This is a genomic window from Paenibacillus sp. J23TS9, from assembly GCF_018403225.1.
Lineage (GTDB): Bacteria > Bacillota > Bacilli > Paenibacillales > Paenibacillaceae > Paenibacillus_AQ.
In genome coordinates this window covers 3224826-3243148 of record NZ_BOSG01000001.1, presented here as the reverse complement: position 1 = coordinate 3243148, position 18323 = coordinate 3224826, and the positions used below count along the sequence as shown (strand labels likewise).

At 46.7% G+C, this 18323-nt stretch carries 14 protein-coding genes; 6 read left to right on the top strand and 8 right to left on the bottom strand.

Going from position 1 to position 18323, the window contains the following annotated elements; all coding sequences use genetic code 11:
* Positions 1-68 precede the first annotated feature (68 nt).
* The 3 genes from KJS65_RS15145 (at position 69) to KJS65_RS15135 (ending at position 3067) form a co-directional block, all read left to right on the top strand.
* A complete protein-coding gene (locus KJS65_RS15145; RefSeq protein WP_213650516.1) occupies positions 69-1076 on the top strand; it encodes a globin-coupled sensor protein in 1008 nt (335 codons plus the stop codon).
* Positions 1077-1232: 156 nt separating this feature from the next.
* Positions 1233-2240: a LacI family DNA-binding transcriptional regulator gene (locus KJS65_RS15140; protein ID WP_213650515.1), complete on the top strand. Its 1008-nt coding sequence runs from the start codon at positions 1233-1235 to the stop codon at positions 2238-2240.
* A 134-nt stretch (positions 2241-2374) separates the two neighbouring features.
* Positions 2375-3067: a response regulator transcription factor gene (locus tag KJS65_RS15135; RefSeq protein ID WP_213650514.1), complete on the top strand. Its 693-nt coding sequence runs from the start codon at positions 2375-2377 to the stop codon at positions 3065-3067.
* A 204-nt stretch (positions 3068-3271) separates the two neighbouring features.
* Here KJS65_RS15135 and KJS65_RS15130 read toward each other — a convergent pair whose 3' ends face one another.
* Both KJS65_RS15130 and yhbH read right to left on the bottom strand, forming a co-directional pair.
* A complete protein-coding gene (locus KJS65_RS15130) occupies positions 3272-4711 on the bottom strand; it encodes a SpoVR family protein (protein WP_213650513.1) in 1440 nt (479 codons plus the stop codon).
* Positions 4708-5868, bottom strand: a complete 1161-nt coding sequence (gene yhbH / locus KJS65_RS15125; protein ID WP_213650512.1) for a sporulation protein YhbH — start codon at positions 5866-5868, stop codon at positions 4708-4710. Before yhbH ends, KJS65_RS15130 begins: the two co-directional genes overlap by 4 nt.
* A gap of 429 nt (positions 5869-6297) precedes the next feature.
* Between yhbH and KJS65_RS15120 the strand changes: the two genes are divergently transcribed.
* From KJS65_RS15120 to KJS65_RS15110, 3 genes are all read left to right on the top strand, one after another.
* A complete protein-coding gene (locus KJS65_RS15120; RefSeq protein ID WP_213650511.1) occupies positions 6298-7515 on the top strand; it encodes an S-layer homology domain-containing protein in 1218 nt (405 codons plus the stop codon).
* A gap of 26 nt (positions 7516-7541) precedes the next feature.
* Entirely contained in the window at positions 7542-10952 is a 3411-nt protein-coding gene (locus tag KJS65_RS15115) for a DUF5704 domain-containing protein (protein WP_213650510.1), read from the top strand.
* Positions 10953-11097: 145 nt separating this feature from the next.
* Entirely contained in the window at positions 11098-11625 is a 528-nt protein-coding gene (locus KJS65_RS15110) for a YcxB family protein (RefSeq protein WP_213650509.1), read from the top strand.
* 138 nt (positions 11626-11763) lie between these two features.
* Here KJS65_RS15110 and KJS65_RS15105 read toward each other — a convergent pair whose 3' ends face one another.
* The 6 genes from KJS65_RS15105 to KJS65_RS15080 form a co-directional block, all read right to left on the bottom strand.
* Positions 11764-12387: a polysaccharide deacetylase family protein gene (locus KJS65_RS15105; protein WP_213650508.1), complete on the bottom strand. Its 624-nt coding sequence runs from the start codon at positions 12385-12387 to the stop codon at positions 11764-11766.
* A gap of 18 nt (positions 12388-12405) precedes the next feature.
* Positions 12406-13290 carry a carbohydrate ABC transporter permease gene (locus KJS65_RS15100; RefSeq protein WP_213650507.1) on the bottom strand — a complete coding sequence of 295 codons (885 nt, stop codon included), beginning with the start codon at positions 13288-13290 and terminating at the stop codon, positions 12406-12408.
* A gap of 18 nt (positions 13291-13308) precedes the next feature.
* Complete coding sequence (locus KJS65_RS15095) at positions 13309-14190, bottom strand: carbohydrate ABC transporter permease (protein ID WP_213650506.1); 882 nt, start codon at positions 14188-14190, stop codon at positions 13309-13311.
* 79 nt (positions 14191-14269) lie between these two features.
* A complete protein-coding gene (locus KJS65_RS15090) occupies positions 14270-15613 on the bottom strand; it encodes an extracellular solute-binding protein (RefSeq protein WP_213650505.1) in 1344 nt (447 codons plus the stop codon).
* Between the two features lie 118 nt (positions 15614-15731).
* Positions 15732-16529 carry a response regulator transcription factor gene (locus KJS65_RS15085; RefSeq protein WP_213650504.1) on the bottom strand — a complete coding sequence of 266 codons (798 nt, stop codon included), beginning with the start codon at positions 16527-16529 and terminating at the stop codon, positions 15732-15734.
* Complete coding sequence (locus tag KJS65_RS15080) at positions 16519-18291, bottom strand: histidine kinase (protein WP_244864534.1); 1773 nt, start codon at positions 18289-18291, stop codon at positions 16519-16521. Before KJS65_RS15080 ends, KJS65_RS15085 begins: the two co-directional genes overlap by 11 nt.
* Positions 18292-18323 lie beyond the last annotated feature (32 nt).

The following is an 18323-nucleotide window of genomic DNA, read 5'->3' as shown; positions in this document are numbered from 1 at the left end:
AGTCTATAATATACAAAGTTGCTGTATCAACGGAAAATTTTAGGTATAAAGAAGGAGTGCCTTTTTACATGATTAATGTAACCTCTAAACGGCAGAAACAGATTGATTATATCAGGTTGACCGAAAAAGACTTGGAGAACCTTCTGCAATTTCGTCCGGTATTCGTGAAAGTGGTAGAAGAAGTCGTGAACCATTTTTACAAGCATATCGCCACCGAACCGGAACTGATGGAGCTTATCGGGAAAACCACGACGATTGAGAGATTAAAGGACACTCAAAGAGAATATTGGATGTCGCTGGCTGACGGTAAAATTGATGATGAATATCTGGAGAAAAGAATTGCGATCGGTCTTGTGCACTCTCGCGTGGGCCTGAGTGTCGAATATTATCTTGGCAGCTACATGACATACCTGGATATCGCAACAGACCTGATGCGCCAGGTGGTGCCGGAGCAATGGGTTTCGGTTATCCATTCACTCAGCAAAATGTTCAATCTTGATTCACAGCTCGTTTTGGAAGCCTATGAACTGAAAGAGAAGGAAAAACTGAAAGATCTGGCCGATGAAAAAGAGCATGTGCTGCAAGCGGTTACAGAGGTTGTGCAGCAATTAACGGGCATGGTTGCCGAACTGAATGAGAGCGCAGGGCAAATTGCGACTTCTGCACAGGTCACTGCGGACTCACAGGAAACGGCTCATGTATTGATGGACGAGCTTCACGAGGATGTGAAGCAGATTGAAAATATGGGTGTACTCATTAAAGCGATCGCAGATCAGACGCATCTGCTTGGTCTGAATGCGGCGATTGAAGCTGCGCATGCGGGAGATATGGGCAGAGGGTTTACCGTGGTGGCAGGAGAAGTGCGCAAACTAGCGATGCATTCGCGTGAAGCCTTGGAGCAGATTCAGGACAAGGTGTCCGGCATTATGCAGCGGCTGAGCCGCGTACAGAATGAAACGGAAAAGACGACTATTCATGCCAGAGAGCAGGCCAGCAGCTCACAGGAACTCGCTTCATTTGTGACGATGATCGAGAAACTGACGCAGGATCTGGCGGAAATTCAAAATAAAAGCTAGATTCCTTCAACGGATTACTCTTTTTCCATTTTCATGCAGAAAATTCTATATCTCTGACTTATCATTTCAAGTATAATAGAGGACACATCATGAGTTATAGGGATAGAAGAACTGATTGAGCATGTATTTGCAATCCGTAGTCCGAGGTGATCTAATTTGGCTTCAATTCATGATGTAGCAAAAGAAGCAGGGGTTTCGGTAGCAACGGTGTCCAAAGTGATTAATCACTATCCGGATGTTAGTGAAAAGACGAGAAAAAAAGTCAAGAATGCGATCGAATTGCTTCGCTACAGACCCAATGTCATTGCGCGGGGTCTGGTGACCGGGAGATCCTGGACCGTTGGGGTCCTCATTAATATACCTTTTACCAATCCATATGTGGCGATGCTGCTGGAAGGCATCAAGACGGCACTGGAAAACAGCGGATATGATCTCATGCGGTTGTCCGCCCGGCTGAATGATCCCGGTTACTCTTTTGTCGATCACTGTCAGAGCCGTAATTTAGACGGAGTGGTCGTGTTCGGAGTGGAAAAGGATCATCACAGCATTCGGGAGCTGATCGAATCCGGAATTCCAACCATGTTTGTGGATATGGATGCGACCGGTCAACGGGCAGGTAATATTACGACTGAGAACCGAAATGGCGTACATATGGCGGTCCGGCATTTATACGAGCTTGGACATCAACGAATTGCCTATTTGGCGGGTGTACCAGGGCAGCCCGTTAACGAAAGCCGCTTGGCGGGATATCGTGACGGTCTTGAGACATCCTCCATTCCATATCGTGAGGATTATGTTGTGAACGGGGATTACTCCTACGATAGCGGTATTCAAGGCATGAGAATGCTGCTGCAGCTGGATCAGCCACCGACGGCCGTAGTTTGTACTTCTGATATGGCTGCCTTTGGAGTCATTCACGCGATTGAAGCTCATGGGCTTTCCGTTCCCGGTGATATATCAGTCGTGGGATTTGATAATATTTATGAAGCTGAGCTGTTCAAGCCGGGTCTGACCACGATCAACCAGAATATTCACGCCATTGGCGTGAAGTCGATTGAAGAGCTGATCTCGATGATTAAGAGCACTGAATATCCGCCTCCGGTCGTTACCGAGCCTTCCAGTCTGGTTATCCGCGAATCAACGGCACGCTATTCGGAACCATAGTGAATAAATAATAAATGGTAGAGTATGCTTGTAAAGGCATGCTCTTTATTTTTGGCTGCTGTTTCATCACAGGGCACTATTCTTTATAATAAATGAAATCAGAAAAACTTCGGTTTGAAACGGGAAGTGATAATATGGACCAGAGAAGAGTACTTGTGGTCGATGATGAAGAAAGCATTCGCAGTGCCATTACTTACGCCTTGAAACGCGAGGGCTTTGAGGTATCAACGGCAGCGGACGGGGAAGAAGCACTGCAGAAGGTAACCTCCTTCCGGCCGGACATGCTCGTCCTGGATGTAATGATGCCCAAGCTGAATGGGTATGAGGTTTGCCGCCGGCTGGAAAACGTCAAGGGGATCGGTATTCTTTTACTGACCGTCAAAAACGATATTGTAGATAAAGTGCTGGGACTGGAGCTCGGTGCGGATGACTTTATGAGCAAGCCATTTGATATCCGTGAGCTGGTGGCCAGAGTCAAATCCATTGTACGCCGATTAGATAAAGGTAGTGATCCAACGCCACCTGCAGACTCGGAGGTTTATCGCCTTGAAGGTCTTAAAGTCGATACGGTGCGCCGTACGGCGGATATTAATGGCGGGTCCATGGATTTAACACCTAAAGAATTCGATCTGCTTGCTCTCCTGGTCTCCCATGCGGGGCGTGTCTATACCCGCGAGGATTTGCTTGAACTCGTGTGGGGTATGGAGTACTTTGGCGGGACTCGAACTGTCGATATTCATATCCAGCGTCTGCGCAAGAAGCTGGGGGATGCACAATATCTTCTCCAAACTGTGTACGGCATCGGATATAAAGCGATGGAAAAATAATTTACAAGTTGGAAACACTTTGAAATATCGTGGATATAATTAAGGCATAACATAAGAATTGCGCTAGGGGAGAGTTCCCCGCTTTAACAGGTAAGAGATACAGAGCAGGTTAGAATTAGTTTTATACGAGTACGTTGGTAAATAAGAGGCAAATAAAAAGACCCGGTGGGTTCCCGGGTCTTTTTATATTGGTTGGTGTAGGCTTTAAACAAATTTACGGTGCAGCTTTTTGCCGTCATAGGTGAACATGACTTTCTTATCCTCGATTATGGTTTCCAGATGGACGGTCCGGCCCCATAACTGATAGACATGCGGCATGGTCCGTTCCATATATTTCAGATCAAGCTCGGTGCCTTCATACTCATGCCGCACGACAAGCTCTCCGTTTCGCATGAAATCACCATCGGATACAACCAGAAATGGATTACCGCCGTTCACTCTGGACACAACCAGCTGATCTCGGACACGCTCCCAACCTTTGTCGGTAATTTTCCACTCGGGTCCTTTTTTCTCGAATACATACAAATCCAAATCATTCGTTAATTCCTTTGTTAAGTAATTGCGGATAAACGAGGTATCGGAATCGTACTCACGCACCTCGAAAATTTTCTCTCGGCCTCGGCCGGGCGTTCTTCCGCCACGTTCCTGCTCTTCCTTCGTCGGGTGATCCCAGCGCCGCTCGATATCCTCGAAAATTTTAAGGCCCAGGTAGTAGGGATTCAAGCTGTTGCGGGATGGCTGTACGACAGAGGAGTTCAGTTTGGCGAACTCAATGGTTTCCTCGCTGGTCAGATCCAGTTCCCGAATGATGTGCTGATGCCAGTAGGAAGCCCAGCCTTCGTTCATGATTTTGGTTTCCATCTGCGGCCAGAAGTATAGCATTTCCTCACGCAGCATACTCATGATATCCCGCTGCCACTCCTCAAGTACCTCAGAGAATTCCTGGATGAACCACATGATATCTTTTTCCGGTTCGGGAGGGAAATGGCGTGATGCCACTGTGTTCTTGTCTTTGGTTTTGGGTTCATCCAGATTCCAAAGATCATCATAGTCGCCAGCAGGAGGCTCTTGTTTGTGGGAGTCTTTCTGCTCCTTGATCTTGTATTCCATGTAACGCTGCTTGCCGAGATGCTGTGGTCTAACCAGTTGGGGATCCACATGCTCTTGTATGCTCAGGACGGCGTCAATGAAGCTCTCGACAGCTTCGGTTCCATATTCCATCTCGTAATGGCTGATCCGTTCAGCTGTGGCGGACATGCTCTCAACCATATTGCGGTTGGAGGTCGAAAAACGGTAATTATTTTTAAAGAAGTCACAATGGGCAAGAACGTGTGCGACGATCAGCTTGTTCTGAATCAGCGAGTTGCCGTCGAGCAGAAAAGCATAGCAGGGATTGGAGTTGATGACCAGCTCGTAAATTTTGCTGAGTCCGAAGTCGTATTGCATTTTCATCTTGTTAAAAGTTTTACCGAAGCTCCAGTGCGAGAAGCGGGTCGGCATACCGTATGCGCCGAAAGTGTAGATAATATCAGCAGGACAGATCTCGTAACGCATCGGATAATAATCGAGCCCGAAGCCATCGGCTATCTCCATAATTTCGCTGATGGCATATTCGAGCTGCTTGATTTCATCACTGTTACTCATGTTTGGATTGCTCCTTCCTGTTTCTGGAAGAATGTGCGCAGGGCCTGATAGACCTCTCCTTTTTCCTTGATGACATAGTACATAAATTGCTCCATTTTAATATTACGGTAGGCCGACATGAGTGTGCTGCTCCGGTTGTACTGGTTGACCTCTCCGTATCCGAACATATTGCTCACCTTGAGCAGTTCCCCGATCAGGCGCACGCAGCGTTCGTTATCCGAGGTTAGATTGTCTCCGTCGGAGAAGTGGAACGGATAAATATTGTATTTGGAAGGCGGGTAGCGCCGGTCGATGATTTCAAGCGCCTTTTGATAGGCAGAGGAACAGATGGTGCCGCCGCTTTCGCCGCGTGTAAAAAAGTCCTCCTCGGATACTTCCTTCGCTTCGGTATGATGCGCCAGGAAAACAATATCTACCTTTTCATATTGCCGCCGCAGAAAACGGGTCATCCAGAAAAAGAAGCTGCGCGCACAGTATTTTTCAAAAGATCCCATACTGCCTGAGGTATCCATCATAGCGATAATGACAGCGCTGGAGTGGGGCACCACGATTTCCTCCCAGGTTTTGTAGCGCAGGTCATCCGGGCTGATATGATGGATGCCGGGAGTTCCGGAAGTGGCATTGCGGCGCAGATTCTCCAGAATGGTACGCTTTTTGTCGATGTTGGACTGCATTCCTTTTTTGCGGATATCGTTAAAAGTAATGGATTCGGTCTCCACATCCTGCTGCTCTTTCGGCTTCATAAAAGGAAGCTCCATTTCGTCAAAGAGCATATTCTCCAGATCTTCCATGCTGACTTCGGCTTCCATGATGTCATGCCCCGGCTGATCTCCAGCTTTCTCGCCCTGACCAGGCTTCTGAGCCGGATCACGTCCGAGTACATCACCTACTTGACTGTCACCATCACCCTGCCCCACATGCTTTTGCTTCTGGAAATTATAGATAAAACGGTATTCGTCCAGACTCCGGATGGGTACCTTGATAATCTGTTTACCGTCCGACATGACAATACTCTCTTCCGTAATGAGATCGGGCAGGTTTTGCTTAATCATTTCTTTCACTTTTTCCTGATGGCGGACTTGATCCTGATACCCTTTACGGTGCAGTGACCAGTCCTCCTTGGACACGACAAACAGCGAATGATCGTCAGATGGCATGTTCAGCACCTCCCCTATACGCATAATCAGCTTCAAAAGTCATGAGTCATTATTAATCAAGTATATTCACGCGCAGGGATGATATGTGATGAGGATGAAGTAAAATAACGAGTTCAATTGATTGTAATTTAATCCATATTCAGGATTTTCAAGTGAGTATTCGACTGTTTATGACAAATATTTCAAAAATGTTATAGTATACTGCAATTGTCCTAGTTACAAAGGATGAGAGATTTCGCAGAAATAGTTTCTAATACATATGTTTTGAGGGAGGTGTGCTCCAGATCATTCACGTGGGCAAGCAGTCCCGTAGGATAAGACAAGAAGAAGTGGATTGTGAGGAAGGAAGCAGCGCGGTTTATCTTCTGGGAAGTTACGTCGGTAGGCGTGGGCGGAGACGAAAAAATGTGATTGATAGGGAGTGTACATATGAAAAAGAGAATGATCACTTTGTTGGCTATAGCACTAATCTTTGGCGCTTGTCTTGGATGGGGGAAACCCGCATCAGCAGCGGAAGGCTCATTTAAAGATGTTCCAGCCAACCACTGGGCTAAAAAAGCTATTGATTATGCGGTGTCTAAGGGATATTTGAAGGGTGAAGGAAACGGGAGCTTCAGACCGAACGCGGCTGTTACGCGGGCGGAATTTGCCGCCATTTTGGACCGGGTATCCACGAATGAAGTGAAAGCGAATGTGGGTTCTTTTTCAGACTTGGCAGGTCATTGGAGCGAAAAAGAAGTGAACGAAGCTGCAGCAAAAGGATTTTTGAACGCTGGAGATTATTCCAATGGATTTAAGCCAGGTACGGCTTTGACACGCGTGGAAATGGCGAAATGGATGGCCTCCGGCCTGGCAGCCAAAGATGAGGATTACAAAACGGCACTGTCCGATACGAAGGAGACGATTGTGCCGGTTACGGAGTATTACAAAGGCGGCTTGAACAAGGCTGACTATCCGTATGTATCCGTTGTTCTTGGGACCGGTCTCATGTCCGGATATCCGGATGATAGTTTCGGGGCTGGTAAGACGACAACTCGGGCGGAAGTGGCAGTTATTTTACAGCGTTATGAAGGGACACAGGAGAAGGCAGCGAGCTCTTTTCAGGATTTAAGTGAGCTGAGAGAGGTTGGGCTTACAGGTACGAATGTTAAAACCATAGCTCCGCAGCTTTCAATTACTGATGGTGGACTTCTAAAAATATTTGGCAAAAATGTTAATCTGAGAAATGGTATTGCTACTATTCAGATTCATCATTATATCTTTATTCCTGGTTCAAGTATGGCCGATCTTGGAAGTGTGTATGGAAAAATGTTTGTAGATAAAGAATACATGGTTAATCCAAAGACTTATCTTGTGCTAATCGATGAAACTGTAACTCCTAATGCGGACAATTTCACATATCAAAAATATTTAGGGGCAATCGATAACGATTTTAAAGCTGGATTTAGAGTGGAGGGTGATGTATCTACAAAATTTGGATACAAAACACCACCTAATGATGGTTCTCACTTTTTTGATAAAGGAAAGGGTATTCGAATGTGGTCTGCCGGTATGTTTATCAAAACTCTACCAGAAAATAAAGATCGGTACTCTACTACAGTAACGGCTAATGATGGGACATCAATCAGTGTTGTCTATAAAAAATAGAAAATTTGAGGGTGTGAACAGACTATATGAACAAGAAAAGGATAATACCAACAATACTATCCTTTACTCTCATTCTCTTGTTAATTCAGTATGAACAGTCCGATATACCATCAGTTAACGCTGCCGCACCAACTAATTCCAATGAAGCATTTGGATATCCATATGATGCTGAAATTAGCCCAATTGGATTTCAGAAAAGACAGGTAGTTACGAAACCTGTACATGCTATAAACACAGGCAAGCCTGGTGTTTACTGGTATCAGATGGATGATGGTGATTTTCAAGCTGATCAGTATGATGGAACCAAGGTAGAGGCTAAAAACACTGGGGATAATCATGATAACCCAGTGCCTGAAAAAAGGGCTGTGACAGGGAAGGTAGACTCCTATAACTATAAACCAGGGAAATTTGAAGATAACAATAGCGTGCCGGCTAATATTGAAAAGTTCCCGTTTGACTCAATTAAATCTGCATTGACAAAAACGACACAATTTCAAACCGGAGGCGATAAATTTTACTCAAACGGATCATTAACTATAACTCCTGACAAAAGATACGTCATCTTCACGGTCACCACAGGCGGAGAGCCCTTTTCAGACAAAGTTGCTTTAACTCATATCAAGCCAAGACCTAACGGCTCAGTGAAGTACCAGTTTAACTATAACGTCCCCATTGATTTCGAATGGGAGGGCACCGTCAAAGAAATCAAAGAAATCAGCTTATCCGGCTCCAACCAAATGGCTATTGGCGAAACCAAGAACTTCACAGCCGCGGTGAAAACCAAGCCGTTTTCCGAGCCAAGTGATACCGGATTTAAATCCCCGGTTGATGTTACCACTCGTCCTGAAGCCACATGGAGTTCAGATAACAAAGCGGTGGTGGAAGTCGTTGATCCTCATTCCGGACAGGTCAAGGCAAAGGCTAAAGGAAAGGCAACGATCACCGTAAAGTGGGAAAGTGGAATGTATACGCTGTACGATAAGATCTTGATTTCAGTAGAAGACGGAGAAGTTCCTCCAACAGACCCGGAGCCTCAACCGGGAGACGTATCATGTACTGAACCGCAGCCTGCTCAATCGATAAGCGGTAAATACATGGATCCGGTCGTGACAGCTGTGATTAAGGCAGACAACCGTGGCAGCGAGAAGTTTGATGTTCTGCAGGGGATTCCGACTTCCGAAAGCTTGTACGGAAATGTGAAAGCGAAGGAATATTTGTACCAGGACAAGTTCAACCAGATGAAGGGCGTATGCACCTACACGGTAAATGTAAAAAAGACATATATTCTGGAATGGGATCCTGGAAAAACAGTAACCAATCCCGATGGGAAAGGAACACATACCGAGCCGGACCCACAGCATGATAAAGACGAAAAAGTATATAGCTACAGCATTCAGCGGCCGTATTCTTTCTGGAAAATAGATAATCTGGAAGTATACGATATTAACCACGCAACGCTCAAAAATTATGCCTGGGATGAAATATCCATCAATCCTTCTGGCTATAATCCGCCTGCATTTCAGGCCAGCCAGGACGGTAAATATTACCCGCCTGCTCCGCCGGAGGATCAGGAAGCGCCGTCGCAAACGTTAAATGGAGGCAAGTCCAGGCCGAACGTTCCTAATGAACAAGGAGCCTTTCAGGGGATGGCCGAGCAATCTGTTGGCAAGGTAGAGGTTGAGAATGATTCACTGGATTTTAACGGACTAAAGATCATAAACAACCAGCGCACGCCGGAAACGGGACCAACCCCATCGCAGATACCTGCTCCGCAGCTTATTAACGACAATGTACTTTATAGTCCCGGGCATATGATCAGCAGCTCTAAAACGAATAAAAGCAAAGAGGAAAGTACCGGACAAATCTTTTATAACATAATGACTGGAAATATTAACGGCGGAACAGACCAGGATTTTTCGATCCAAGGCATTAATCCGGTGACGGTCCACACTCCTATCGTGAACTATTCCACCGTTTCTGATGACGCGGCACATAACCAGAAAACATTTCCGAATGGGGGTCGATCTGCCCTGATTCTGGAACGTCCGTTTACGGTGTCGATTCCAACCAGCGGACAGCATACCAATTATCCTGGTTATGGCAATCGCGATTACGCAAAGTATTTTCGGATCAAGCAGGTGCAGTTCCCCTTTGACGTCTACAACGCCAACAAGACACAGTTCATACCAAAGGAAACATGGGTGGATATCCCAGTCGGTCAGCTCGATACAACCTTTTATTTACCTGTTTGGGTAAACGAAGGGGATTATCAGGTTACATTCCGCAATATTGCTGAAAATGCGCCCAGTGGTTATACCTCTCAAACGAATGCAAACACGAATTTAACGCATCATGCGGCTGAATTGAAGGTGCCTGTAGAAGTCATAGGGCGGCTGTACGACTTCCATATCACCGATATTGCCGACTACAATTGGGAAAAGGTATTCCGCACACAATCCGGCAGTGCTAATCAGACAGGCATGTCCTACTGGGTAGGCCAAAATCTTATCGACGGCGATCCCCGAGGGAACAAGGCAAAATTTACCCTGCCGATCAGACCAGGAAGCAATCCGCTGCAGGGCTATAAAAATGTATCCGTAAAAACGGGATATCACTTCAAATTCGATTTTAAAACGAAAGGCAATATGTTCGGGGCACTGGATGGCATCCGGATCACGCCAAGCTTTTTTTATGTCAGCAAGGATGGCAAAGCCTTAAATGCCAATGGCGATTCTCGTGTACCGGTGGACCTTTACTACAATACGAGCAAAAATAATTTCGTCAAGATGGGCTCCGCTGAGGATAAGGTTCAACGCTACGTAATTTTAAACGACCGTTTGCGGAACGTGCCTGCTGTAGAATTGGCCGATACGGCCAGCTACAAATACAATCATTACGGCCAAACGGGCAGCTTGAGCAAAGCCCAATACGTCCAAAATTATCTGAATGTCTTTACGAAGCAAAAAACGCCGGTCGGCAGTTACAGTCTGCTGATTCTTCCGGAGCAGGTAAGGACATTCCTAAGGCTTACAAGCAGCATACCGGCATCGGTGGATCAGGAACGAGCGAATGTCTCCATTCAAAAGTGGTATGGCGAATACAGTTTACCTGCAGAACCGTTTGTCGTAATAGCAGGAACGAATGTGGCTGAGTATGGGCGAACACATGGCGGGCTGGACAGCAAGTCACCTATCTTTCTCCAAAACGGCTATATCATCGTCAATTTCAATATTGAATCCATTCAGCAGGGAGATCTGAAAAGGCCTCATTTGCAGTACATTTATGCACCATTGATGAATCAGTGGAAGATGGAAGGCTTCAGCCGTGATATTCAGGATGCTTATGGCAACCGATTCAAGATAACGGATGGCGATATTATTTTCTACAACGCGAATCAATCCAGCCGGGATGATTTCAGCTCTCAGGTTCCGCATTAAGCAAGGCGTCAATGAAGGCAGCAAGCCTGTGGTTGCTATATTTGCCGCAGGTTTGCTATAAACTTCTTCGTATGATCCATAACCTCTTGTGTATTCATGCTGTTTTAGAAGAGGGGGGATTTTTGAACCAAAGGAGGAGAACTGTTTGGATCATGAAATCATCGTTGAAGCCACCCTGGAACTCAAGGATGTTCAGGAACTCAATCTTTTTTTCACGAGAACATCCAGAGTGATGCTGGCTGTTATATTCTTTGTGGTTTTTATTGGGATTGTCCTTTTGGTCGACGGAGAGCGGACAGGAACTGAATTTGTGATCATCGTGCTGCTGGATATACTCGTTAGCGTTATTTTATGGTTTGTGAATCGATGGAATATTCGTCAGAAATCAATGAAAGCATTCGTCAGTGATAAACTAATCAAGCAGCTCTACCGATTTGTATTTACGGGGAGAGATATTCATTATTCCTCGGAATCGGAAACGGGGAAAATGCTTTGGACAGATATCTACGAGGTTCGCGAATCTCCCAATTTGTTTCTTATTCTCCTATCGACCAGCAGATCATTAATTGTTCCCAAAGATTCCTTTGCTTCGGAGAAGGATCGGACGACATTCAGACAGTTTGTTGAAGCCAGCCTGGAAGCAGGCCAATATCACTGGAGCAGAGTACGTTAAGCATGGTTCGACGCAAATCAATGACACTAAAAATGTAAACGTTTGCAAAATTCTGCGACACCTGCCAGCCATACCACAATAAATGAGCATCAAGAATAATAAACCCGTACCGCTGCGGTGCGGGTTTATTATCTGTAGCTAAACAGCCGCAAGCTCTAAAAGCTCGCTAACCGTAACAAGTCTATACCCGTCAGCCACCAGCTCGGATACCAGAATACGAACGGCCTCAACCGTCTGCGAGCGATCTCCGAATCCGTCATGGAACAGGAGTATACTGCCAGGTCTAACCTGCGCTCTGGTTTTTTCCAATATATGGTGAACACCCGGCAGATCCCAATCATTCGCTTCTGAATTTACGGCCCCAATCATCGGGTAACCAAGACCAGTAATCAGACCGTCAACCTGTTCATTGTGATCAAAGAATGGAGGCCGGAAGGTTGCAGGCTTGATCCCAATGATATCCGATAACAAATTTTCAGTTTTCACAACTTCATGCATGCAGTCTTGTTCATGCAGTTCGGTTAAATGCGGATGGGAATAGGTGTGGTTCCCAATTTCATGCCCTTCCTGATAGACCGTACGTACGAGCGCAGGATTGTGCTGCATTTGAGTACCGATCATGTAAAAGGTTGCTTTCGCATCGGACTCCCGGAAAACATCCAGGATCTGCGGCGTATACTCTGCATTTGGACCATCGTCAAAAGTGAATGCAACGGCTTTTTCTTCCGTCTCAATTCGGTTGATTACTGTTTTGCTCGGCATGGCTAGTCCATCTCCTTATTAGCCTTTCACAGATCCGGCAGCGATTCCTTCCACAATTCGATTACTGAGCAGCAGGAATACGATGAGGATCGGCAAAATACTAATCATTAATGTCGCTCCGATGGCACCCCAATCCGTTGTGTATTGACCAACGAAATTCTGTACACCCACGGTAAGTGTCTTCAAATGATCGGAGCTGATAAAGGTATTGACGAAAATAAATTCGTTCCAGTTATAGATCATATTGATGATCGCTGCAGTCACAATAACCGAAATCGTCATCGGCAGCACAATCCCGAAAAACATCCGGTTCACGGAGCAGCCATCCATAATGGCGGCCTCCTCTACCTCACGCGGCAGGGCGTAGTAGAACCCGAGCAGAATCATAATGGTGATGGGCAGATTAAAGGCTGTATAAGAAAGAATAAGGCTGAGCTGCGAGTCCGTCAACCCTACCTTTTGGAACAGGCTGAACAGCGGAATTAATGTGGAATGAACCGGGATCATCATCCCGATCATGAATAATCCAAGAACCATCGACTGAAGCTTCCAGCGCATTCTCGTAATGGCGAAGGTAACAAAGCTGGCCAAAAGAATGGTTAGGATCACGGAAATCATGGTGATGAGGACGCTGTTCATAAAATATCGCCCGATGTTCCCCTGCAGCCATACATTTTCATAGTTTACCCATTTCGGATGACTCGGCAGGGCGAATGGAGGGAGATTGAATACTTCCTGGTTGCTCTTCAGCGAGAAGAGAAGCAGCCAAATGAGCGGCAAAATTTGAATCACGGCAGCGAAAATCAGGATGAAATAAAGGAGACCGTAGCCGATTCTGGAGCTGGCTATCCGGAACGGAGACGGAATGCCAGTACTTAGGACGGCTTGGTTTACGGTTTTCATACGATGCACCTCCTTGTCTTAGGAATATTGGATCGTGTCTTTGGAGGCCGTCGCTTTCCGGATTCCCCATGTCGCGACCATGCAGATGATTAGAAGGAAGAAACCGATGGCGCTTCCATATCCAAAATCAAAGCCCCGGAAAGCTTTATGATACATATAGGATGCCATAACCTCACTAGATCCATTGGGCCCTCCGTCCGTCATAACATAGATCAGGTCGAAGTATTTCAGCGATCCGACAACAGCTAACACGATCGTGACTTTAACAACCTCTGAAATGAGCGGCAGCTTGATACGAAGCGCAATCTGCCATGGATTTGCCCCATCAATACGGGCTGCTTCCACTAGAGAGGCTGGAATGTTCTTCAGGGCGGCGTAATAGATCAAAATGTAAAAGCCCGCATACTGCCAAAGAATCGGAATAAATAATGCGGCTAATACCAGCTTGGGATCGGATAGCCAGGCAGGCGGGTCTTCAACGCCCATCGAAATGAGAAAGGAGTTCAGTATTCCGTTGGTCGGATGATAGATTTTTAGCCATAGCTGTGCGATAGCGACAGAAGAGAGCAGCATGGGTATCAAATATATTTTCCGGAGCAAGCCTGCACCTTTGATATTGCCTGCGAGCATTAGCGCAACCAGCATATAAACAGCGAGGCTCAAGGTTGATAGCAATGCGAATAAAAAGGAATGATATACGCTGTTCCAAAAAGCCTCGTCTTTCATCAAGGCGGCGTAATTCTCCAGCCCAATGAACGACATGCTGCTGACGCCATCCCATTTCATCAGGCCATAATATCCAGTTAACAGGATTGGAAAATAGATGATGGCGAGAATGAGAAGCAGGGACGGCAGCACATATAGGGCGATGATTCCTTTGTGGGACATGACTTTATCCATAAGGCGTTGCCTCCTCACTTAGCGGATAGAGCCAAAGGACAGGACCGAGGTCCGTCCTTTGGCTCTACTGCCGCTGCTTTTATTTTCCGGCCTTGAGCACGTCTTCCTGTTTCTTGGCGAACTCTTCCGGTGTGACGGCATTCCCAAGCAGAGCCTGAACCAGGTTGTGATGTTCTTCAGAAGCAACGGGCTTCATTTGAACGTCCAGATAAAGAATGACTTTATTGGCATTGTTGAGTTCGTTCAGCACATCAATGAACATTTGCGGTAATTTGACACTGGAGGTATCGACCTTGGTTCCAGGAATAATGCCGGCATCGGTCACCGACAATTCACCCCATCTTTTCACGAAGAAGCTGACGAATTTCTTGGCATCTTCCTTCACTTTGGAGTTCTCGGATACGAATAATCCAACGCCAACGCCACCTACCCAATCATTGATATTGCCTTTTCCGCCATCATACGCAGGGAATTTGAAGAAGCCGATTTTATCCTTGAACTCCTGCGGAATATCCGGGTTGGTCGTATAGTTTGGCACTTCCCAGGTACCCATGGCGTACATTGCCGCTTTTTCGTTCATGAATTCGGACTTGGCCTCATCATTTGACAAACCGTTGAAGCCTTTAACAAAGGCATTGCTTTTTACCAGATCCTGAGCTTCTTTGGCTGCCTGGATCAGGCTGGGATCGCTGAATGTACTGCTCGCTACGGCTTGATCCTGTACATCCGGTCCGCCAATCCGGTCTGCCAGGTACATGTACCAGAAAGAGCCGGTCCACGCATCTTTGGAGCCGAGAGCAATCGGCGTCACTTTGTTGTCGTTCAGCGTCTTGATGATGTTTTTGAACTCCTCATAGGTCTGAGGCGTTTTCAGGTTGTATTTTGCAAAAATTTCCTTGTTGTAATAGACCGGTACGATATTGAGCTCCACGGGAAGCGCATACGTTTTACCGTCAACGGCATAAGCTTCTGTCGTTCCGGATACGAATTTATCCTTCAGGTCGCCCTGCAGCAGATCATCGAGCGGGGCGAACATATTGCCTTTGACATAAGGTTCAAGAAATCCGGCAGCCCAGGTAAATCCGACATCCGGCAGGCTATTAGATGCGGAGAGTACTTTGATTTTATTTTTGTACTGCTCGTTCTCGAGAACTTCGGTATCAATTTTCACGTTCGGATTGGCCTGCTCATATTCTCCGATAATTTGTTTGACCAATTTGTTTTGCGCGGAGTTGCTGCCATCCGGCCATAGATGCATCATTTTGATCGTTACCTTTTCACCAGACGATGCTTTGCTGCTTACATCACCGGAAGCGGTGCTGTTTGTTACTTCAGTCGTGCTTTTACTTCCACCGCCACAAGCGGCCAGCACCAGCGTCAATGCGAGCAGAAGCATGGATGCAGAAAACGCTTTTCTTTTCATTCGGGCCGTTCCCCCTTCTCATCATCGCGAGAGATGTATGCGCTTTCTCTCTCTGGAACAAGTGTAGCACCCCCTTGCATAGAGACATAAGGGTACAGCGTTTAGGTATTATTCCACTTTATTTGGGTGTTTGGTAATTATTTTTACGGTATAGACCCGGACTGTGCCCTTCATATTCCTTAAAGACCTTGTTGAAATATTTGGTCGTCTGGTAGCCGACACGCTCGGCAATTTCGACGACAGGCAGCCGGGTTTGCAGTAGCAGCTCCTTGGCTTTTTGAACCCTCATACGGGTCACATACTCAATAAATGTCATCTGCATCTGTTCTTTGAACAGCACGCTGAAATAGCTGGGATTCAAATACACATGATCGGCTATCTCGCGGAGACCGAAGCCCTGATTCAAATGTTCTTCCACATAGCGGATGGCTTCCTTGACCGGTTCGCTCCGGGTATCCAGATCTTCCGTCACTTGAACCAGCTTGCTATCGACGATCCGCTGCATCTTAGTAATCCGCGTGCGTTCCTCATGTGCCCCGAGTGCTATTTCCACAGCGTCAATCAGCTTGTCCTTGCGGATGGGCTTGAGCAGGTAATTGACGACTCCCAGTTGAATGGCTTGATGTGCATAATCGAATTCGGCATATCCCGAAATGAGAATCACGGACGGTTTCGTAACCAGAGACGTAGCTTGGAGCAGCTGCACCAGATTCAGTCCGCTGATCTCCGGCATCCGGATATCCGTTATGAGCAGATGGACCGGTTCTTGGTTCAGCATCTGCAGGGCATCCCTGCCATTATCCGCCGTTCTGATCTCACAGCATCCACCGCTCCAGGCATCCAGCATCGTTTTTAATCCCTGTCTTGTACGGGGCTCATCATCAACGATTAATATCGTTTTGGATTTAAACAACATGAAACTCTCCCATCTGGATTGGAATGATAAGACTGATATTTGTCCCCTCGTTATGCCCGCTATGGATGGTTAAACCGGGATGCTCCCGCCCGGTTCTGCCGTAGTACAGCCTGATCCGCTGCTGAACATTAAAAATGCCCAGGCCGGACCCCTTGGTGGAGGGCATCTTTCCTGTACTGAGCGCAGTGACAATTCGGTTCAACATGTCTTCGTCCATGCCTTTTCCATTGTCAGCTACCGTGACCACCAAATGCTTGGCATCCTCGGAAAGCACGACGTTAATGGATATGTCTCCCGGTCCGATCCTGCTTTCGACCCCATGGAGTACGGCGTTCTCGACTAGGGGCTGAATCAGCAGCTTGGGCATGGGGACCGACGAAAAGGCAGGCGGGGAAGAGATCGACCATGTCATACGTTCACCAAGCCTCATTTTCATAATCAGCAGATAACGTTCGATATGCTCAAGTTCATCCCCGAGCGTAACCCATTCCTCTTTGTTAGGTCCCGTGATGGTATACCGGAACAGATCAGCCATCGCCACCACATATTCGGCTAGTTCCTCCTCCTGCTTCTCCTGCAGAGACCAGTACAATGCTTCCAGTGTATTAAACAGAAAATGAGGATGGATTTGCGCTTGAAGTGCCTTGAGTTCGGTTCGGCTTTGTATAATTTCTTTTTCATAGACCAGTTCAATCAGCTCGTTCATATGTTCAACCATTTGATTGTACGAGTGGTTCAACTCGTTAATCTCAATGGTTGAGGATATTTGGGTTGTCGGCTTCAGGCCGCCAAGCCTCGCACTTCGCATCGTCTTGATCAGTTTGAAGACAGGGCGGGTAATGATGGTGGACAGCAGAAAAGATAGCAGGATAAAGAGCAGCGTTCCGATACCGGCAGAGACGAAAATCGCCGTACGCAAAACCGAGATTCCGCTGGTAATGGTACGAATAGGCGTAAGAATCAATAGCGTCCAGCCGGTGACTGCGGATTGCTGCTTAACCAGCATATATTTATTCTTATCAATCAACACTACCGGCTCATCGGCTTCAATCAGAGGCTTGATCTCGGATGGTGTGAACTGGTCATCATTGGCTGCAATCAGGCTGTAGTTTCGGTCAACCACAAGCATGGTTTCACGACCGTTCTCTCCCGAGAGCGATTCGTTGATTTTAAATACCTCCCGCTTCATCCGGATGAGCAGATATCCGCCCGGCCTGAACCACTGGTCCATGAGGCTGACGCTCCGAATGGCCAGTACGGATTCCGGATCTAAGGGATCGATGCCGATCCATACGATTCGGCCTTTTTCTTCTTTGGCGCTTTGTATCCATTTTTGACTGACTTTACTGTTGAGATCGCCCTCATCAAGGGGAAAGAGGCGACGGTTGCTGCTGCTGTAGAGCTCGACGGAATTGACGCCCTCGGCGTAGGTTTGCACGATTTTGATACTGGTTAACAGTGCTTGGCGCTCAGAGAAAGTGGCCTGCTTTCCGCCCAGCTCATTCAGCAAAATCTGCTGTACATACTGATTTGTGGCAACTTGCATCGTTAGAGAATCAATCTGGTTCAGTATTGCCTCAAGTCTGCCGTTAGCTTGGATAGCGGTTTGCTGGATATGTTTTTCCGCATTGTTTTTGAGCAGTCTGGAGACCGAATCAAAGTTGACGATACCGACCACGAACAAGATAATCAGCATGACAAAAAGAAACCCAAGGAGCATTTGATTTCGGAGGGTGTTGAACCTGTTCATTTTTCTCAGCACGCTGAATCAACCTTTCTGTTTCCATGGATTAT